Below are 20,080 nucleotides of genomic sequence, written 5' to 3'. Positions count from 1 at the left end.
TCAGGCCCTCGCTGGGTCGGTGCCGCGCATGGGCGACGGGACAGGAGACGGGGTGAAGGCGCCGAGCGTGCTGCGCTCCATGCCGGGGTGCTCGCGGGTCGGCGGCGACGTATCGATCGGCCCCTTCAGGGCGACCCGCCCGGCGAACCAGACGAAGGCCAGCAGCAGCACATTGTAGACCGCGAAGAAGATCAGCAGGCTGGTCGTCACCGCCCCGGCCGCCACCGGCGCGGCCGCATCCGCTGTGCGCAGCGCGCCATAGATGATCCAGGGCTGCCGCCCCGCTTCCGTCACCGTCCAGCCGGCCAGCACAGCGAGGAAGCCGAGCGGGGTCGTCGCCATGGTGAGAAACTGGAACCAGCGGGCGGTGAACAGCCGTCCCCGCAGCCGCAGCACCAAGCCGGTGAGTGCGGTGGCGAGCAGCACCACGCCGATGCCGGCCATGATGCGGAAGGCGAAGAACACCACCGGCACATTGGGCTGGTCGGCCGGCGGCACCGCCTTCAGCCCCTGCACTTCGCCGTCCCAGCTATGGGTGAGGTAGAGGCTGGCGAGGTGCGGAATGTCGATGGCGAAGAGGTTCTTCTGCGCCGCCATGTCCGGCCAGGCGATCACGGTCATCGCCGGCCCTCGGGTCGTCTCCCACAGCCCCTCCATCGCCGCGAGCTTGGTCGGCTGCTCCACCATGGTGTTGCGGCCATGCAGGTCGCCGATGAAGATCTGCAGCGGCGCCAGCACCAGCGCCAGCCACAGCGCCATGGAAAATCCTTTGCGCGAGGCCACCACATGCTGGCCGCGCCAGAGATGGAACGCCGAGACGCCGGCGATGACGAAGGAACAGGTCAGGAAGCTCGCGCACACCATATGGGCGAGGCGATAGGGGAAGGAGGCATTGAAGATCACGTCCCACCAGCTCACCACATGGAAGATGCCCTCGGCATCCGCCACCGCGCCGGCCGGGGTCTGCATCCAGCTATTGGCGGCGATGATCCAGGTGGAGGAGATCAGCGCGCCCGTCGCCACCATCAGGCAGGCGAAGACATGGGCGCCCTTCGACACCCGCCCTTCGCCGAACAGCATGATGCCGATGAAGCCGGCCTCCAGGAAGAAGGCGGTCATCGTCTCATAGGCGAAGAGCGGCCCCAGCACATTGGCGACCGAGCGGGAGAAGCCAGCCCAGTTGGTGCCGATCTCGTAGCTCAGCACGATGCCGGTGACGACGCCCATGCCGAAGCCGAGCGCGAACAGCCGCATCCAGAACCGCATCAGGTCGCGATAGACCGTGTTGCCGGTGCGCCACCACAGGGCGCTCAGCACGGTGACGAACCAGGCGGTGCCGATGGTCAGCGTCGGCCACAATATGTGGAAGCCGATGGTGAAGGCGAACTGTAGGCGGGAAAGGGCGACCGCGTCCATGTCAGTGGGCTCCCATCTGGGTGGTGGTCTTCACGAGACGCACCGGCACGCCCTTCGACGAGGGGGTGAAGCTCTGCGGGTCATGCGCGTAAAGCGGCACCAGTGGGTTGGTCTCGGGGTAATAGGCAGCACAGCTGCCATCCGGGAAGCTGTAGGGCACGATCCTGAAGCCGCGCACCGCGCGCTCGATGCCGTCTTGCGCCACGGTGACGATATCGACCCGGTCATCGGCCTTCAGGCCGCGCCGCTCCATCTCCTGCGCGTTGAGGAAGATCACGTCGCGCTGGCCGTAGACGCCGCGATAGCGGTCGGAGAGCGAATAGAGCGTGGTGTTGTACTGGTCGTGGCTGCGCACCGTGGTCAGCCACAATGCCTGCGGATCATCGACGCTCGGGTCCTCGCACAGCCCCTCGCAGACCAGCAGGTTGGCCTTGCCGGAGGGCGTCGCCCAGATACGCTCGCGGGCGAGCGAGGTGAGGTGGAAACCGCCCGGCTGTTCGATGCGAGAATTGTAGCCCTGGAAGATCGGGAACACCGCCTCGATGTCCTCGCGGATCCGCGCATAGTCGGCGATCAGTTCCTCCCATGCGATCTGGGAGCGCGCGCCGAGCGTCGCGCGTGCCATGCCGGCGATGATGGCGGGCTCGCTCTTCAGGTGCGCGGAAGCCGGCCGGTTATGGCCGCGAGAGGCGTGCACCATCGACATGGAATCCTCGACCGTGACCGCCTGCGGGCCACCGGCCTGCTCGTCAATCTCGGTGCGGCCGAGGCAGGGCAGGATCAGCGCCTCGCGCCCATGGACGAGATGGCTACGGTTCAGTTTGGTCGAGACATGAACGGTGAGGTCGAGCCGGCGCATGGCGGCCTGGGTCTGCTCCCAGTCCGGGATCGCGGCTGAGAAATTGCCGCCCAGCCCGATGAACACCCGGGCCTCGCCGCGCACCATGGCCTCCAGCGCCGAGACGACATTGTGGCCGGGCGCCCGGGGCGGCGCGAAGCCGAACCGCGCCTCAAGCGCATCGAGCAGGGCATCGGTCGGCACCTCGGTGATGCCGACGGTGCGGTCGCCCTGCACGTTGGAATGGCCGCGCACCGGGCAGATGCCGGCACCCTCGCGGCCGATATTGCCGCGCAGAAGCGCGAGATTGGCGAGTTGCTGGACATTCTGCGTGCCGTGGCGGTGCTGGGTGATGCCCATGCCGAAGACGAGGATGGCCCGTTCCGCTTTCATATAGGCGTCGGCGGCAACGGCGATATCGGACCGCGCAATGCCGGATTTACGTTCGATATCCTGCCATTGCGTCGCCTTCAGATCGGCGATCAGCGCGTCGATGCCAGTGGTGTGGCCGTGGATGAAATCCCAGTCCAGCACCGGGCCACGCCCCTCCGCGCGGGCAGCCTCGTCCGCCTCGACCATCAGCTTCATGATGCCCTTGATGAGCGCGACATCGCCGCCGACCCGGACCTGAAACAGGCGCTGGGAAATCGGCGTCGAGGTGAGGGTCGCCATCTCCACCGGGTTCTGCGGCGCCTGGAAGCGCTCCAGCGCCCGCTCACGGAACGGGTTGAACGACATGATGGTGGCGCCGCGCCGCGAGGCGTTGCGCAGTTCCGTCATCATGCGCGGGGAATTAGTGCCGGGGTTCTGGCCGAAGATGAAGATGCAGTCGGCCTTCTCGAAATCCTCCAGCAGCACCGTTCCTTTGCCGACGCCTAGCGACTGCGGCAGGCCGACGCTGGTGGCCTCGTGGCACATATTGGAGCAGTCGGGAAAGTTGTTGGTGCCGTATTCCCGGGCGAAGAGCTGGTAGAGAAACGCGGCCTCGTTGGAGGCGCGGCCCGAGGTGTAGAAATCCGCCATATTCGGGTCCGGCAACGCATTGAGATGCGCCGCGACGATTGCGAAGGCCTCGTCCCAGCTCACTGGCACATAGGTGTCGGTGTAGGCGTCGTAACGCATGGGATGGGTCAGGCGCCCCTGCATCTCCAGCTCAAAATCAGTGAAGGCCTCCAGCTCGGACACGGTGTGGGCGGCGAAGAAATCGGGGGTGCAGCGCTTCGTGGTCGCCTCCCACGCCACCGCCTTGCCGCCATTCTCACAATATTCAAACGGCGAGGGGGTCTTCGGGTCGGCCCAGCCGCAGCCGGGGCAGTCGAAGCCGCCATGCTGGTTCATGCGCGACAAGGTGGCCATGCCGGAGAGGGCGATATCCTGCTCGACCAGCGCGGTGCCCATTGCCTTCAGGGCGCCCCAGCCGCCGGCTGGTTCATGATAGGGACGAATGGTCTTGACGATGCCCATAAAGGTCTCCTGTCGCGCGTGGCTTGAGCGATCGGCGGGAAGATCAAATCCGAATGGGTGCCGTCGCACTTAGCAAAAGATCTCATCAACCCCGCATCATCTAAATTTAAGAGCGTCCGCGGATAAATGATCTGACGATATGCGGTGGGCAAACGTAGGTATTAACGCGTCGCACCATCAGACGACCGTCGCCGCCCGCCACCGCACGACAGTTGCGCAACTTCGCGTCTTGTGGTCGGCAATGCGTTCTCGCTATTGGAGGCACAGGTGCACCGCTATAGGCAGACGGGCGGCGAGTTCGGTAACATCGTTCTGGAGATTGGAACCAGACCACCGCAAATGACCCCGTTTCGGTCTTTGTCGAAGGGGCTCTATTCCGACGGGCAGTCGCACGAGCGACAGACGGGCCGAAGAACATGGAGCGATCCCGCCGAGGATGATGCGGCCCTCGGCCATGAAATGCCGGCCCGAAACCGAGACGCGGGCGGACAAAGGCGTCACCTCACCTCGGAGCGGCTTCGAGGGCGTGCCAGATCCTTCGTGCGTTACAGGTGATGTGAGACGCCGACTCCGAAATCTCAGCGCGTTCCTGCTCGGTCGAGCGGCGCCTGATCGCCTCGGCATGAAGAAGAATGGCAGTCAGCGCATTAGCGATATCGGGGGTCCGGGCCATTTTTGACGTCCTCGAATTGGTGAGATCGGTACAGCTCGGTCCGGCACTTTTTGGGATGTCGCGCTCTTCCTTCACGCCCTGCAACTCTCGCTTCAGCCGGCGAACCTCAGCGGCTTGATCATCATCGCTGCCACGTCGGCAGGCTTGCCGTGCCGTTTCCTCCACTCGATGCGCCTACTGATCCCAGCCGAGCTGCGACCTCCGCAACCGGACAGACCGGCTCGGTGATCTGACCGGCCGCGTCGCGCTTGGAGTTCTCGGTAAAGTTGGCTTTGCTCATCTGGGCCCGTTGCCTCAAATTTGGGAAAGAAGGCATCCAGGAAATCTAGGCGCGGTTCAGGCGGAGCCCGCCGCCGCGCCTCACGCGGTCACCTTCAGCACGATCTTGCCGAACCCGCCGCCCGCCTCCATGGCGCGATGCGCCTCGGCAGCCTGCGCCAGCGTAAAGACCTTACCCACCAGCGGCTTCAACCGGCCCTCAGTGAACATCGGCAGCGCGCCTTCCGCGAAGCGCCGCACCATGGCGCGCTTCTCCTCCACCGTGCGCGATTTCATCACCGTGCCGATGAGACGCAAATGATTGTGCAGCAGGAGCGAGAGCGGAATGCTGGCGCTATCCTGTCCGCCCAGCAGGCCGACCTGAACGAGGCGTCCGCCCGGCGCGAGGCTGCGCAGATTGCGGGCGAGATAGTCGCCGCCAACGAAGTCGACGATCACGTCCACACCGCGCCCGCCGGTGGCGCTACGCACGCCCTGCTCGAAGTCCTCGCTGCGATAGTCGAACACGGCCTCCGCGCCCAGTGCCAGAACGTCGGCGCGCCGCTCGACATTGGCGGTGGCGAAGACGCGGGCGCCGAGGGCATGGGCGATTTCCACCGCGGCGGAGCCGACGCCGCCGGCCGCCGCGTGGATGAGCACGGCGGTCCCGGAAGCGGTCTCGCCGAGATGCACGGCGGCTTCCCAGCCGGTGACGAAGGACTCCATAACCGCCGCCGCCTCGGCGAAATCGAGGTTGTCAGGAATGCGCACCGCCATGGCGCGGTCGACGCGGGCATATTCGGCATAGGCGCCGCCGCCGACGATGCCCATCACCCGCTCGCCGGGGCGGATGTCGGTGACATCGGTGCCGAACGCCGCCACCTCGCCGGCCACTTCCAGCCCGAGCAGGTCGCTGTCGCCATCGCGCTGGTGACCATAATAGCCCTGACGCTGCAGCAGATCCGCGCGGTTGACCCCGGCCGCATGCACTTTCACCAGAACATCGCCGGGGCGGACCTCCGGTATGGGCGCATCGGTGAGGCGGAGCACGTCCGCCGCACCGAAATCATCAAAGGTGATCGCCTTCATTGCGCCGCCGCCTTGGCCGTCGCCCGACGGGCGATGCTGGCGGCGAAAAGCGGCGTCTCGCGGCGGTTATGGTCGCCCCCGGCTTCCTGCCGGGCCACGGCTGCCTGCTCGAAGGTCTGGCCGTGCGCGGCGAGGAAGTCCATGAACACGTCGGTCGGGTGCGAGGTGACACGGTTGGTGTAGCGCGTGCGGCCGCCCTCGATCGACTCGGCGATCAGTTCCCAGATCACATTGACCTGCGTGCGTCCCACGGGTGTGAACACGTCGGAGATCGAATTCATCCGGCAACAGCTCGCCGTGGCTTCCTCGGCGACATAGTGCTGGATCACCAGCCCGGTGCCGATCATCTCGACATTGATGACCATGCGGCGACCATCGTCGGCGGTGGTGACGCCGGAGCCGATATGGTCCGGCGGGCAGCAGCGCAGATATTCCGCCTCCGGCAAGGTGAACAGCCACTCGGCGATGTCGACCTTCTCGAAGGGCACGTCGATATCCGCCGTGTAGGCCGACTGTGAAAGGATCTTGTCGGTGAGGATTTTCATGGCATTGCCTTCTCGTTGAAGCGGAGTCACAGGCGTCGACAGTCGGCTCGCGGTGGCCGGTCCAAGGTGGGCACGCGCCCTTCCGAACACGGTTATGCGCGGGTGCCGGGCGCCGAGGCTTTCGAGATTCCATGGTCGCCGTTAGGACTTGCGAGATGGAACGCCGATCCTCCTTTCCCCGGGCGAATGCGGTAGGGCGAACGGGTGCCGCCGCTGTGTGAACGCCGCAAATATGCAAGTGTCCGGGATCGGCGATAAGCCGGAGCCTGCCGAAAACGGCTTTGCCTGGATCGCAAAGATGAGACCGTATTTCGCCGAATTCCTCGCCACCTTCGTTGATGTCGTGCGTGCGGGAAGCTTTTCCGGGGCCGCGCGCCGGCGCGCGGTAACGCCCTCGGCCGTGGTGCGGCAGATCGATGCGCTCGAGGATGATCTGGGTGTCGCGCTGTTCATCCGCTCGACACGGGCGCTCACGCTCACCGATGCCGGTCAACGCCTGCATGAGCGGGCACAGCGCCATCTCGACGAACTCGCCGATACGCATGCCGAGGTCGCCGCCTTCGACGGCTCCGTCTCCGGCACGCTGCGGATCGCCTGCTTCCCGACCTTCGGCAAGCGCTATGTCCTGCCGGTCGTCGCGGCGCTGCAGGCCGAGCACCCGGCTCTGAATGTCGAACTCGACCTGACGGAGCGGCTCGCCGATCCCGTGGCCGAGCGGCTTGATGTGGTCATCCGCATGGGCGTACTTGCCGATAGTACGCTGATCGCCACCAAACTGGCGCCCTTCACGCGGCTGCTGGTGGCGAGCCCCGCTTATCTGGCGCGGGCCGGTACGCCTGACAGCGCGGCGGACCTATCGTCGCATCGACTGCTCGACAAGCTGCATGGCGCCGATCTTCTCGGCTGGCGCGATGTGCTCGGTTGCCCTGCGGGCCATGCTGGCGCCGGCGTCGTGGCCTTCCGCTCGGATGATTTCGAGGCCCTGCGCGCGGCAGCCGCGGAAGGCTTGGGTGTTGCGTTCCTATCGAGCTGGGTTGTCGGACCGGATGTCAGGGTGGGAAAGCTGGCGCGGCTAGGAATCGCCGGTGAGCCATGGAACGACGACTCGTCAGGAATCTATCTGTTGCGGGCCCTGCCGCAGCCGAGCGCAAAGGTGCGAGCCTTCGCCGAGGCATTGCGTGCTTCCATTGGAAGTCCGCCGATTTGGGAGCCGTGATCGGTAGCGAACCCGTTGGGCGAGGATCGCCAGCAGCAGACATGTTCCGGTGCGTGTCTGAACGTCCGCTCCGCGGCCCGGCAGCGGAACGGCGGCTATCTGCACAGCAGGAGCCAAGACCGGCCAGTCCGCTGTCGGACGAGATCGGCCATCTCCTCGGCGAGCCTGGGCGGCGCATCGAGCGCCGCTCAGCATCACGCTGAAGCTTTTCCCTCTCCGAGCCGGACGGTGCCCGGCGCGCCGCGACACGCTTCACTGTGACGTGGCCGCGGCGCGCCAATTCACGGCGCAGCGCATCAAGGCCGGGCGCGAGCACGCGGCCGGCGCGCTGCAGATCGGTGTGATCCACATCACAGGCGTGAGCGATCGCATGCCAATCATAATCGCGCTCGGTCAGGGGCAGCGGCATGCGCGCGGCGAGGAGATCGAGGAGCCAGGTCTGGAACAGGTCGACGTCGCGAGGCGACAGGACGGTCGTGGCGCGCTGCTGGCAGAACTTCACCAACATGCGCGCGAAGCTCGTACGGGGCATCGGCGGTCAGTGCAGGCACGTTATGGAGAGGCGACTCGCCTCGGTCAGGGGCGGCGTTTCTGCCGAGAAGCCGCTTTTTCGGCTACGCTCCAGAAGTGGCCGGCCCCGCGATCCGAAACCGAGAGGTGATGGCCCTCAGGCCAGCATCAGACGGCAGCAATGTGTGGCTAATCGGTCAGCCAAAAAGCTTCCCGAGAAGCCCACACATTGCTGTCGAGCGGCGCAATTTGTCGATATTTAGCAAATATCCTGCAAAAACAACCATCCGACCGACGCGAAATGTGCGCGCTTTTATCCTGCACTCAAGCTAGCGCGCTTCGCCGGCGTCAAACGAGACCACGTCACATCTCTGCGATACTAGGAAAGGTCGACAGAAAACGCGCAACGGGTGCCGAGCGCTACTAGCTGTACAGAAAGCTCTCCGGAAATGCGATGCCAGCCTGGTGCGGGCGCCGCCAACTGGGGCGGCGACGTCACCATCCAGCGCCTTAGCGCAGAAAGTGGGGATGCGGCCGCTCACCCCCCGGTCTAAGAGCGATCTCCACGGGCCCGACGAGCGCGCCCCACCGGGCGCCGAGCTCCTGTTATGCTGGCGCAAGATTGCCAAAACAACAATCGATGACAGGTATTAAGTGCCTTGGTTTGGGCTGGCTCCATGTTGCTGCGGGCTTCGACCTGTGCTTACGACGTGCCGTCATCTGGGCGATGAAGGCGGGGTGACGGTACCGTTGGTCACCGACGCCCTCTTCATCGCGATCTGGCGCCGTGGCAAGATGGGTAGCCGATTTCATGAAAGCGCTGAGCCGGGGGGGCGATGCCCGGCCGAGAGAGGCCCGGCATCGCCCGCACCTTGTCAACGCGTCGTACGCGAAGAACGGGCGTTAAGCTCGATCTGCTGCGCGATATAGGGCTCGACGCCCAAGGTTTCGACACGATGGGTCGTCGTCACATTCCGGCCCTCATGGATCAAGCTATCCGGCACGTGTTCGCTCGCAACGGTATTCCTCCAAGCCTGACGCTCACGCCGATCCTGCTTTGCCTCCGAGGCGCCCACATACGAAACAGAAGCGGCGGCCACCAGAATAAATGCGAAATTTCTCATTACAATCTCCATTCTTATTAATCTGCGGGCGGCATGCGCGCAGATGACGTAACAACTATAGATAATTGCTGAGGTCGTTATTGAGAGCGTTTGCGGTTATTGTAGGCTGATTGCCATGTTATTTTTCAGAAACTTAATTGAATTGTATTCTAAATTAATTGTCCGCACGATAGGCGTTTACTCCTATTAGAGCCCTTGGCGCGGGCACGCACTATGGCCTCCGCATCTATTCGTAGGTGCGGGCACGTACACCAGGCTTTGCGCGGGAAAGGCCAGGGCAAGCCCATCTGCTTTGCACTGGCTGTGGATGAGCTCGATGATCTCGTTCTTGGCGAGCGTTCCCATGGCCAGGCTGGCGACGCGGAACTGCAGCTCCAATTCGACCGCCACGGCATCGATGGACTTCAAGGCAACGGCCGGCGGTGGATCCTGCACGATGCGGATGCTCGCTTGCAGTACGCTCCGCATTGCTTCCTCGATCCGGTGCGGGCTCTGCACGGCGGCGAAGCGCACGACCAATGTGATCTGATGCGTCTCGTCGGGACGGCTGAGGCTGGTCAGGCCTTGCCTCGCCAGCATGCTGTTGGGCAGCACGACGATGTTGTTCGCTCCGGTCAGCAGATTGGTGGAGCGCCAGTTGGTCTCGGTGACCCGTCCTGCGGTGCCGTCGTTCAGCTGCACCCAGTCGCCTATCGCATAGGCCTTGCCGAGCGTCAGCGCGATGCCGGAAAAGACATCGCCGAGCGTGTTCTGTAGTGCGAGACCCAATATGAGGGCGACCACGCCCGAGGTCGTCACCAGGGATGCGACGGGCATGCCGAAGACGAAGCCCATAACCGACAGCGCCACGCCGAGATAGATGACGGCAACGGCCATGTCCAAGATGAGATGTGCTTCCCGCGGCTTGCGGTTGAGCCGGACATAAATGTGGATGAGACCGATGATCGTCCATGCAAGGTGGGTCCACCAAAGTATTCTGGCGGACTTCGACAGCAGCGCGGCGAAACCCTCCGTATAGACTGCATCGGGCTGTTGCGGCGCGATGCCCCCGGTATAGACAACGAGGCACATGCCGGCGAAGAACAGGAGCTGGACGATCAGGCGACCTGTCGGGCGGCTTGGGCCCTGAAGGTGCCAGACCACGATGCCTGCAATGCCCAGGATGTTGATAAGGGCAAGCGGCAGGTAATAGTCATCGCCAGACATGGGGAAATTCGTCGGGGTTGCTTGCGATAGAACGCCCCCAGCCGGGCCGGAATGACGGTGGGATCGGGTGTCCCGGAGCATCTCCACACTTCACTGTATCGTAGAGATGCTCCGGGTTGGCGGCAGGCGCTCAGTAGTCCCAGAAGATCGGGACCCAGCGGAAATGGTCGCCTTCGACCGCCACATGACCGACCGACGGGAACGGCAGGTGGGTGGCCACCAGCGATGATCCGGTCGCCGCCAGTTCCTTCAAAAGACGGATCCGGACGCGGGCCGCCTCTTCGGGGTCATGTTCGAAGCCGTTGTACCATTCGGGGTGTTCGAACCCGACCGCGAACACGGCGTCGCCGGCGAACATCAGCCGGTCGCTACCGGACGCTACGCGGACCACGCTGTGGCCGGGGGTGTGGCCGCCGGTGCGAGAGACAACCACGCCCGGCGCTACCTCGGCTTCCTGGTCGAACAGCCGCAGATGGCTCTCATACTCTTTCGCGAAGCGCTTCGCGGTTACGCGAAGCGCGTCCGGGAACCCGGCCGGCATATTGACGTGCGAGAAATCGGGTGCCTTCCAGAACTCGACCTCGGCGGCGGCCACATGGATCCGCAGATCCGGACGCAGCCGATCCTTGACTCCGTCGATGAGGAGTCCGCCGACATGATCCATGTGCATGTGGGTCAGGATCACGTCGGTCACCGTCGCCAGGTCGATGCCCACGGCTGCGAGCCGCTTGATCAGTTGGCCGGCCCGCGGCAGATTCAGGTCCGGGTCGAGGCCGAGCCCGGCATCTACGAGTATGGTCTGCTCGCCGCTGCGGACCACGACCACGTTCAGCGCCCAGTCGAAAGCCTCGGTTGGCAGGAACATGTCATTCAGCCACGTCGCTCGTGCCGCCGGCTCGACGTTGTGTCCCAACATCTTGGTCGGCAGCGGCAGCACGCCGTCGCTGATGATCAGCACGTCGATCTCGCCGACCCGCACCGCGTAGCGCGAGGGCACCAGTTCTTCGTGTCCCGTTCGACGGGGGGCGGAGGTGTTTTGCACGTTCATGTTCGTCTCCTGCTGAGATGGTGGAGCCGACCGGTCGGCTCCGCTGATGGTCTGGGCTGTGGAGAGGTGCGCGCGTCGCTGGTCGCCTAGAGATCGGTGACGCGCTCGGGATCCGCCGAGGCGAGGGCTACGTCGCGCTGGGCACGAGGCGGGTAGATCCACACCGTGTTGATCTCCTGCTTCATCTTCTTGGCCTCAGCGCCGACGAACTCGACGTGGCGGTCCCAGCCGCGCGTGAACAGCGCGCCGGCGTCGCCGAGGTCGAGGCAGGTCACATAGGCTTCCTGGTGATAGGGGATGGTCGGCACGCCCAGCAGCTCGGCGGCGGCGTTGTGGCCGGCGAAGGCGCCCATGCGGGTGGCGTGCTGGCAGGACATCAGCGCGTAGTTGCCGATGTCGTCGCACGCCGCCTTTGCGGCATCGCCGGTGGCGAAGACGCCGCCCACGCCCGGCACGCGCAGGGCGCGGTCGACGAGCAGCCGGCCGGAATTGTCGCGCTCGGCCGGGATCTGCTGGGTCAGCGGCGCGGCGCGCATGCCGGCAGCCCAGATCACCGTCGCGCTCTCGATGCGCTCGCCGCTGGCGAGCGTCACGCCGCCCGCATCCACCGAAGCGACGCCGGCGCCGAGGCGCGTCTCCACGCCCACCTTGCGCAGGGCGTTCTCGATGACCGGGCGCGGACCGGCGCCCATGTCGGGCGCGATGGCGTCGTTGCGGTCGACGATGACGACGCGGATAGCGGCGTTGTCGCCGAGGATAGTCCGCAGGCGCGCCGGCATTTCCGTCGCCGCCTCGATGCCGGTGAAGCCGCCTCCGGCGACGACGACGGTGTCGCGTGCGGCCGACGCCGGCTGGCGCGCCAGAGCGTGCAGGTGGCGGTCGAGTGTAACCGCGTCGTCGAGTTGGTCGACGGCGAATACATGATCGGTGATCCCCGGTATGTCCGGGCGGAACAGGCGGCTGCCGGTGGCAAGCACCAGCCGGTCATAGGGCAGCGTCCTGCGCTCGCCGCCACCAGTGACGATCCCAACCGAATTGGACCGGGTGTCGACCGTCTCGGCGGTGCCCTGCACATAGCGGACGTCGATCTCCTCCAGCACCGGCAATAACGGCGCCGTCAGCGTCTCGGGCTTGGGCTCATAGAGGCGCGGACGAACCACCAGCGTCGGCTGCGGCGCCACTACTTCGATCTCGAGCTCCTCGGGTGAGATACCCTGGAGATCGCGCAGGCGCGCGGCGGAAAGGGCGGCATACATGCCGGCGAAGCCGGCGCCGATGATGACCAGTCGCATGTGAACTACTCCCGTGGGGGTGTCAGAAGGGCGCACATCGCCGCTGCCGCGCCGTCGAGCCGGCGAGGCCTTGGGAAGCGGCTGCGATGCGGTGGGTTGAGGCGTCAGTCCGCTATGAAGGCGAGCAACTCGGCGATGACGAGATCGGCGTGGGTGGTGCAGATGCCGTGCGGCAGCTTCTCAAACGTCTTGAGCGTGCTGTTCTTCACCAGTTTCGCCGAGAGCGGGGCGGAGTCGGCGATCGGCACGATCTGGTCGTCAGTGCCGTGCATCACCAGCGTCGGCACCGTGATGCGGGTGAGATCGTCGGTGAAGTCGGTCTCGGAAAAGGCGCGGATGCCGTCATACTGCGCCTTGGCGCCGCCCATCATGGCCTGGCGCCACCAGTTCCAGATGACCGCCTGCGAAGGCTCCGCGCCCGGCCGATTGTAGCCGAAGAACGGACCGCTCGCGAAATCGAGATAGAACTGCGAGCGATTGGCGGTGAGCTTCGCGCGCAGTCCGTCGAACACCTCGATCGGCAGGCCGCCCGGATTGGCAGATGTCTTCACCATCAGCGGCGGCACGGCGCTGATCAGCACCAGCCTGGCCACGCGACCCTTGCCGTGGCGGGCGACATAGCGTGCCGCCTCGCCGCCACCGGTGGAATGGCCGACATGGACGACGTTGCGGAGATCGAGATGCTCGACTACCGCCGCGACGTCGGCAGCGTAATGGTCCATGTCGTGCCCCTCGCTCACCTGGCTCGAGCGTCCGTGCCCGCGCCGGTCATGAGCGATGACGCGATAGCCCCTGCCGACGAAGGCGAGCATCTGCGCATCCCAATCGTCGGAGGAGAGTGGCCAGCCGTGGTGGAAGAAGATCGGCTGTCCTGTCCTCGGACCCCAGTCCTTGTAGAAGATCTGGACGCCGTCCTTGGTGGTGACGGTACGCATGGTCTTGCTCCTTTCGGTGAGAGGCTCGTTGCCTGCGCCCTCGGCCGAGGGGATCCCGACCGTTGCGGATACCGCCCCGGCGACGGCTGTCAGGAGGACGTTGCGGCGCGAAAAGTGAGGAAGATGTCCGGTCATCGGCTGTCTCCTTTGGTCGGCGGGCACGACATGGGATTAGCGCGAGGGGCATGGGGCCGCCCGAGAGCGATTGCGCCGGTTAGAGAGCGATTGCCGCTAACGTGCGCGGCGGCGCCATTCGCTTGGCGTCTCGCCGATCAGGCGCCTGAATGCGGCGGCGAAAGCGGATTGCGAGCCATAGCCCAACGCCACCGCGATCGAGATGACCGGCTCGTCGGTGTCGCGCAGCATCGTCATCGCCTGCGCCAGCCGGTGCTGGCGCAACCAGGCATGTGGCGACAGACCGGTGCTCTGCTTGAAGGCGCGGCAGAAATGGAAGCGTGACAGGTGCGCATCAGCGGCGAGCTCGGCAAGCGACAGATCGGCGTCGCTGTCCGAGCGCAGGCGCTCGATAGCACGGCGCAGCGCTGCCGGCGCCAGCCCTCCCAATGCCGGCTGATGGCTGGCCGGAGCGCCGGTATGTACGGACAGTAGCCGCGTCGCCAGAAGCTCGGTGAGCTGCTGCCGGAATAGGGCGTCGAGGGCCTCGCTGCCGTCGAGGACGTCCGCCGCGCTCATCAGCAAGCGGGATGTCGTCGGGTCGAGGTGCCCGGTGCGCTCTAGCAGCGGCGCCGCTCCCGATGCATCGGCCTCGGCGGCAACGCGCTCGAGGATGGCGTGCGGCAGGTAAAGCTGGAGCACATTGACCTCGCCGCCAATATCCCAGCGCGAGCTGGAGCCGGACGGAATGATCGTCACCACGCCCGGCCGCGCCGTTCCGGACGCCAGGATCTTCCCCGACCGTCGCTCCAGGCGCTGCATCGTGCCCATGTAGGTCATGATGACATGGTCCTTCATCGGCTCGACGATGTCGTGCAGCTCGCCGTGCGTCCAATGGGCAATGGAGCTGCCGGAAAGCTCGGTGACGATGCGTCGCGGCGTGGTGCCGAGGGCGCGCGCCATCTCGTCTGCCGCCGACCGGGAGGCGGTCCACGGCTGTCCCTCCGTGGGCTCGGAAGTGCGGAACAGATCCTCTAGCGAGGGCACGCGCAGGATGGTCTCGTCCATCGATCCACGCTCACGGTTCAGTTGCATCGTGAGCGCAGAGTGCGTCCGGGCTGGCGCGAAGTCCTTGTGGCGAGGTTGGGTTGACCTTGCTTTTACGTCCAAAGCGACGCGTAGCGGCCTTATGAGAAAAGCACCGTACGGGTCATGATATGAAGGCGGTCCGCAGAGCGGCGCGACAAGCTGCCCCGCCTGCGCGTGTCGATGGAGTGCCGGATTGAAGTACCAATTTGCAGACTGCGTGCTCGACCTCGACCGCCGGGAGCTGACCCGGGGGACGCAGACGGTCGCCGTCGGTCCGCAAGTCTTCGATCTGCTGGTCCATCTCGTCGAGAACCACGAACGGGTGGTGAGCAAGGACGGCCTGCTTGATGCGGTCTGGAACGGCCGCATCGTGTCGGAATCGACGCTCACCAGTCACATCAACGCCGTGCGCAAGGCGATCGGCGACAGCGGCGCCGAGCAGCGCCTCGTGCGCACTGTCGCGCGCAAGGGTTTCCGCTTCGTCGGCGACATCAGGCCGGTGGGGACACCGGAGGCGTCGCGAGAAGCCACGATGATGCCGGAGACCGCTATCCCGGCAACGGCCGTGACGGCGCAGAAACCCTCCATCGCCGTCATGCCGTTCCAGAATCTCAGCGGAGATCCGGAACAGGACTATTTCGCCGATGGCGTGGCGGAGGAGATCATCACCGCGCTGTCGCGCGTGCGCTGGCTGTTCGTCATCGCGCGCAATTCCAGTTTCGCCTATCGCGGCCGCCCTTTCGACGTGAAGCAGATCAGCCGGGAGCTGGGCGTCACTTACGTTCTCGAAGGCAGCGTACGCAAAGCGGCCGACCGCATCCGCCTCACCGGCCAGCTCGTCAATGCCAGCACCAATGGCTATCTCTGGGCCGACCGCTTCGAGGGCGCTCTCGACGATATCTTCACGCTGCAGGACCGCATCTCCAGCAATGTCGTCGGCGCCATCGCCCCGCAGATGGAATTGGCGGAGATCGAGCGCGCGCGGCGCAAACCCACCGAGAATCTGAGCGCCTATGACTGCTATCTGCGCGGCCTCGCCCATCTCCACCGAGGCGGACGGGAATCTATCGAGGGGGCGTTGCCGCTGTTCCGCAAGGCGATCGAGCTCGATGGGGAATTCGCGCCGCCTTACGCAATGGCCTCCTGGGGCTATTTCTGGCGCAAGATCAATGGCTGGACGACCGATCCGGTGCAGGAGACGGCCGAAGGCATAGGTTTCGCCCGCCGCGCCGTGGAGCTTGGACGGGACGACGCGGTGGTGCTGGCGAGGGCCGGCCATGCGCTCTCCCATCTTGCGGGCGAGTTCGACAGCGGCATCAGTCTTCTGGACCGGGCGCTGTTCCTCAATCCCAACCTGGCGCCGGCCTGGTTCCTCGGTGGCTTCCTGCGGGTCTGGCACGGCAACCCGGAAGAAGCGATCGAGTATTTCCAGCGTGCCATGCGCCTGAGCCCGGTCGATCCCGAGCTCTACCGGATGCAGGCCGGGATCGCGATGGCGCATCTTTTCGCCGGCCGTTTTGAGGCGGCGTCGCTATGGGCGGACCAGGCCCAACGGAACCTGCCGAGCTTCCTCATGGCCGTGGCGATCGGCGCAGCCAGCCAGGCGCTGTCGGGCCGTACCGAGGACGCCCGCCGGACCATGGATCGGCTGCGCGAGCTCAGCCCCGCTCTGCGTCTCTCCAACCTGAAGGAATGGCTACCGATCCGGCGGCAGGAGGACCTTGACCTGTTTGCTGAAGGGCTGCGGAAAGCCGGCCTTCCCGATCAGTGAGCCGCAACGATCGAAGGCTTCAGCATTCGTTTCAAAACAGCATACGGACCATGTGATCGACGTGAACCGCGTCACCGAGCCAAGCCCATTGTTCGGACGTTCCTAAGTCGTAGAGATTTCAATAATATAAGTGTTCGCAGTTTCGCTGTGGTCGGCGCGCCAGCGACCTCAAAGGTTTGCTGTGAACAAGGCGGAAAGTACCGGATTTGTTGTGCTTTTTTGGTGCCCCCGGGCCGGTCCCGCATCGGGGGCTGGCTCATTTACACGCGGCCGTGATCGTCCCCTGGGAAGGTGGATGGGAGCGCAGGCCTAGAGGGTTTCGAGCGAAGTGGATGCCGGTTCGCGTCAAGTACCTGGCCCATAATGCCTCCTTCCACGCCCGCGAAAAGGCTGCACCATCAAACCCCGGGATCGGACAACTAGGGTGATCCCAGTGGCGGCTGGCCGGGCGCGGTTTCGTTCTTTCTGACCAAGGCTACGCGCGACACCACCCGGCTCAGCGTGAGCCCCTGAACGAGAATCGTGAACAGGACGACGCCATAGGTTGCCGCCAGCAGCGGCGCGCGGGCGGGCGTGTCGGTCAGCGACAGGGCCAGTGCGACGGAAATGCCGCCGCGCACGCCGCCCCAGGTGAGAACCGCGATGGTGCCGCGGGCGAAGGACTGCCAGCGCGCCAGCAGCGTGACCGAAGCCGCCACCGACAGGAAACGACCCATGACGACGAGAGGGATGGCGATGAGGCCGAGCCACACCGCGCTGGCCTCGAAGCGGAGCACCAGCACTTCCAGCCCGATCAGCAGGAACAGGACGGCATTGAGAATATCGTCGAGCAGCGTCCAGAAGCCGAAGACATAGCGCTTGGTGAGATCGCTCATGGCATAGGCCGCGCCGCGGTTGCCGATGAGAACGCCAGCGACAACGACGGAGATCGGACCGCTCATGTGCAGCGCGTCGGCCAGCGCGTAAGTGCCGGTGACGAGAGCGAGCGAGATCATCACCTCGATCGAATAATCGTCGATGGCCCGGAGCCCGTGATAGGCGATGAAGCCCGTCGCCAGGCCGAGCAGCGCGCCGCCTCCCGCTTCCACCAGAAGCAGCCGGACGACATGTCCCGCGCCAACATCGCCTGTACTGCCCGTGGCCATCTGCAAGGTGATCGTGAACAGCACCACGGCGATGCCGTCATTGAACAGGGCCTCGCCAGTCATGTCGGTTTCGAGTTTCTCGGGCACGTCCACCGAGCGCAGAGTCGAGAGCACCGCGACCGGATCGGTCGGCGCGATCAGCGCCCCGAACACCAGCGCCCACGGGAAGGTGACGGGAATGCCGAGCAGGCCCGTCACCAGCCACAGGCCGCTGGCGATCACCACGGTGGAGAGGCCGACGCCGAGCGTGGCGAGGGCGCCGACGACGAGCGCTCTCCGCCGCAGCCGCTCGATGTCGACATGCAGCGCCCCGGCGAAGAGCAGGAAGGCCAGCATGCCGTGCATCACCGCTTCATAGAAGTCGATCTGCTGCAGGCTCTGGGCCAGCGCCGCATAAATCGGCGTCCGGGGAAACAGGAACTCGACGCCGATCAGCGCCAGGGAGGCGCCCAGCCCCATGGCCAGCAGCCCGATATTTCCCGGCAGCCGAAGGATGCGGTGGTTGAGCCAGGCAAAGACGGCGGTGACCGTCAGCAGCCCGGCAAGCAGTTGGAAAAGCGAGAGCATGCGTCAGATCCTGCGCGATCCCTCGTGCCGCCGACGGGCGCAGCGCCGAGGGAACCGTCGGAGCCCAACCTATGTCCGCCGGTTCGGTTCCTCACGGCCCTCACCGGACCGTCAGGCCGTCACGCCCAGCGTCCGCGTCTGGTGAATCTCGATCAGGCTCGGCCCGTTGCGCTCCTTGGCGGCGGTGAGGGCCGCGCCGAGTTCGCTCACATCCGAGAGGCGCAGCGCAGGCACGCCATAGGCCCCGGCCATGCCGAGGAAATCCGGCGGCGAGGGCTTCACGCCTTCCGGGGTGATGCCGTTGGCGACCATGTAGGTCTCGATTTCCTGATAGCCGTCATTGTTCCAGACGAGGAAGATCACCCGCGTCCCGGCATCCACCGCCGAGCCGATCTCGGCGAGGGAGAACTGGAACCCGCCATCGCCGGTGAGGCAGACCACCGGACGCTCCGGCGCGCCGAGCGCCGCGCCGATGGCGGCGGGCGGGCCATAGCCCAGCGCGCCGAAGCCGGTGGCGGCATTGAACCAGGCGCGCGGGCGGGCGAGATCGAGATAGAGATTGCCGGCATAGACCGCCTGGGTGGAATCCCCGACCACGAGCGCGTCCGGCAGCGCGGCGTAGATCGCCTCGATCACGCCGATCTCGGTGCGGATTTTCGGCGTCAGCTCCTGCCAGGCCGCCTCGCGCGTCGCCGCCGCCCGCGCCGCGCCGTCGCCGCCGCGGGCGGCGATGAGCGGGAGGAGGCCATCGACCGCCGCTTCCACCGTCGACAGCACGGGAAGGTCGGCGCGCGGCGCGCGGGCGAGCTGGAGCGGATCGATGTCCACGCGCACGAATTTGGCCAGCGAGGGAAACCGGCCATCGTCATACATGTCGTAATCGGTCTGGCCCATTTCGGTGCCGAGCCCGATGACGAGATCCGCCTCGGCAATGAGCCGGCGCGTGGCCGCAAGGCTCGGGCTCGCCGGCACGCGCAGGGGATGGCCGGCCATGAGGCCACGCGCGTTCACCGTCATGACCACGGGCGCGTCGAGCTTTTCCGCCAGCGCTTCGACCGCGTCCGCCGCCGCGACGGCGCCGCCGCCGCACATCAGCACGATGCGGTGCGCGTCATCGCACAGGGCAGCGAGCTGATGCAGCGTCGCCGCCGCCGCGCCGGGGCGGGCCGGCACGGTGGCCTTGGCGACGATGTCACCGGCGGGCAGCGGCATCACATCGGTGGGAATTTCGATATGCACCGGCCCCGGCCGCACTGACCCCATGACGGCGAAGGCCTGCGCCACCACGGAGGCGAGGTCGGCCGGGTCGTTCAGCGTCCAGGAGGCGGTGGCGAAACTCTTCATCATCGCCGCCTGATCCGGCAATTCGTGCAGATAGCCGAGACCCTGGCCGAGCGAGGCGCGCCGGTTGACGCCTGAAATCACCAGCATGGGCACGGAATCCTGCCGGGCCTGCGCCATGGCGGTGATGGTGTTGGTGAGCCCCGGCCCGGTGATGACCAGAGCCACGCCCGGCTTGCCGGTGACGCGGGCATAGCCATCGGCCATGAAGCCGGCGCCCTGTTCGTGGCGCGGCGTGATGTGGCGGATCTTCGCGCCGGCGAGGCCGCGATAGAGCTCGACCGTGTGGACGCCGGGAATGCCGAACACCACCTCGACGCCATTGGCTTCCAGGAGGTCGATCAGCGCCTCCCCGACCGTTTTCGTACCCATGACAGCTCCTCGCAACCCGCCTTGCCCGCCAACCCGCCTTGCCTGCCAGTGGCTGGCGCCACCGACA

General features: G+C 65.7%; 15 protein-coding genes and 1 pseudogene. 3 read left to right on the top strand and 13 right to left on the bottom strand.

Features of this window, described 5'->3' with window-relative positions; translation table 11 throughout:
• From AAC979_RS12640 to AAC979_RS12620, 5 genes and pseudogenes are all read right to left on the bottom strand, one after another.
• The gene (locus AAC979_RS12640) at positions 1–1,416 is read right to left on the bottom strand and encodes a cytochrome ubiquinol oxidase subunit I (RefSeq protein WP_371347236.1); all 1,416 of its coding nucleotides are present in this window, start codon (positions 1,414–1,416) and stop codon (positions 1–3) included.
• A 1-nt stretch (position 1,417) separates the two neighbouring features.
• Positions 1,418–3,718, bottom strand: coding sequence for an FdhF/YdeP family oxidoreductase (locus AAC979_RS12635; protein WP_371347235.1), 2,301 nt, complete (start codon positions 3,716–3,718; stop codon positions 1,418–1,420).
• Positions 3,719–4,430: 712 nt separating this feature from the next.
• Positions 4,431–4,671: pseudogene (locus AAC979_RS12630) on the bottom strand (IS3 family transposase); the annotation flags it as partial.
• Between the two features lie 80 nt (positions 4,672–4,751).
• Complete coding sequence (locus AAC979_RS12625) at positions 4,752–5,738, bottom strand: NAD(P)H-quinone oxidoreductase (protein ID WP_371347234.1); 987 nt, start codon at positions 5,736–5,738, stop codon at positions 4,752–4,754.
• On the bottom strand, positions 5,735–6,283 hold the full coding sequence (locus tag AAC979_RS12620) for a hypothetical protein (protein WP_371347233.1): 549 nt from the start codon (positions 6,281–6,283) through the stop codon (positions 5,735–5,737). Before AAC979_RS12620 ends, AAC979_RS12625 begins: the two co-directional genes overlap by 4 nt.
• Before the next feature lie 298 nt (positions 6,284–6,581).
• Here AAC979_RS12620 and AAC979_RS12615 point away from each other — a divergent pair, with 298 nt between their 5' ends.
• A complete protein-coding gene (locus AAC979_RS12615) occupies positions 6,582–7,499 on the top strand; it encodes a LysR family transcriptional regulator (RefSeq protein ID WP_371347232.1) in 918 nt (305 codons plus the stop codon).
• A 262-nt stretch (positions 7,500–7,761) separates the two neighbouring features.
• A complete protein-coding gene (locus AAC979_RS12610; protein WP_371347231.1) occupies positions 7,762–8,160 on the top strand; it encodes a hypothetical protein in 399 nt (132 codons plus the stop codon).
• Between the two features lie 724 nt (positions 8,161–8,884).
• Here AAC979_RS12610 and AAC979_RS12605 read toward each other — a convergent pair.
• The 6 genes from AAC979_RS12605 to AAC979_RS12580 form a co-directional block, all read right to left on the bottom strand.
• Complete coding sequence (locus AAC979_RS12605) at positions 8,885–9,133, bottom strand: hypothetical protein (protein WP_371347230.1); 249 nt, start codon at positions 9,131–9,133, stop codon at positions 8,885–8,887.
• Between the two features lie 186 nt (positions 9,134–9,319).
• Positions 9,320–10,339, bottom strand: a complete 1,020-nt coding sequence (locus AAC979_RS12600; protein ID WP_371347229.1) for a mechanosensitive ion channel family protein — start codon at positions 10,337–10,339, stop codon at positions 9,320–9,322.
• Between the two features lie 130 nt (positions 10,340–10,469).
• On the bottom strand, positions 10,470–11,387 hold the full coding sequence (locus AAC979_RS12595) for an MBL fold metallo-hydrolase (protein ID WP_371347228.1): 918 nt from the start codon (positions 11,385–11,387) through the stop codon (positions 10,470–10,472).
• 86 nt (positions 11,388–11,473) lie between these two features.
• Positions 11,474–12,679 carry an NAD(P)/FAD-dependent oxidoreductase gene (locus AAC979_RS12590; protein WP_371347227.1) on the bottom strand — a complete coding sequence of 402 codons (1,206 nt, stop codon included), beginning with the start codon at positions 12,677–12,679 and terminating at the stop codon, positions 11,474–11,476.
• 104 nt (positions 12,680–12,783) lie between these two features.
• Positions 12,784–13,614 (bottom strand): alpha/beta fold hydrolase, encoded by an 831-nt coding sequence (locus AAC979_RS12585; protein ID WP_371347226.1) that lies wholly within the window; start codon positions 13,612–13,614, stop codon positions 12,784–12,786.
• Positions 13,615–13,845: 231 nt separating this feature from the next.
• Positions 13,846–14,796: a helix-turn-helix transcriptional regulator gene (locus tag AAC979_RS12580; protein ID WP_371347225.1), complete on the bottom strand. Its 951-nt coding sequence runs from the start codon at positions 14,794–14,796 to the stop codon at positions 13,846–13,848.
• A 214-nt stretch (positions 14,797–15,010) separates the two neighbouring features.
• Between AAC979_RS12580 and AAC979_RS12575 the strand changes: the two genes are divergently transcribed.
• A complete protein-coding gene (locus AAC979_RS12575) occupies positions 15,011–16,588 on the top strand; it encodes a winged helix-turn-helix domain-containing tetratricopeptide repeat protein (RefSeq protein WP_371347224.1) in 1,578 nt (525 codons plus the stop codon).
• Positions 16,589–17,007: 419 nt separating this feature from the next.
• On the opposite strand, the gene AAC979_RS12570 is transcribed toward AAC979_RS12575, so the two are convergent.
• Together AAC979_RS12570 and AAC979_RS12565 are read right to left on the bottom strand one after the other, a co-directional pair.
• Positions 17,008–18,300: a cation:proton antiporter gene (locus tag AAC979_RS12570; RefSeq protein ID WP_371347223.1), complete on the bottom strand. Its 1,293-nt coding sequence runs from the start codon at positions 18,298–18,300 to the stop codon at positions 17,008–17,010.
• 111 nt (positions 18,301–18,411) lie between these two features.
• On the bottom strand, positions 18,412–20,013 hold the full coding sequence (locus tag AAC979_RS12565) for a 5-guanidino-2-oxopentanoate decarboxylase (protein ID WP_371347222.1): 1,602 nt from the start codon (positions 20,011–20,013) through the stop codon (positions 18,412–18,414).
• Positions 20,014–20,080 lie beyond the last annotated feature (67 nt).

Origin of the sequence: Ancylobacter sp. IITR112 (assembly GCF_041415945.1) — a bacterium.
Lineage (GTDB): Bacteria > Pseudomonadota > Alphaproteobacteria > Rhizobiales > Xanthobacteraceae > Ancylobacter.
The sequence above is the reverse complement of the archived record's forward strand: the minus strand, read 5'-3'. Positions and strand labels throughout refer to the sequence as shown.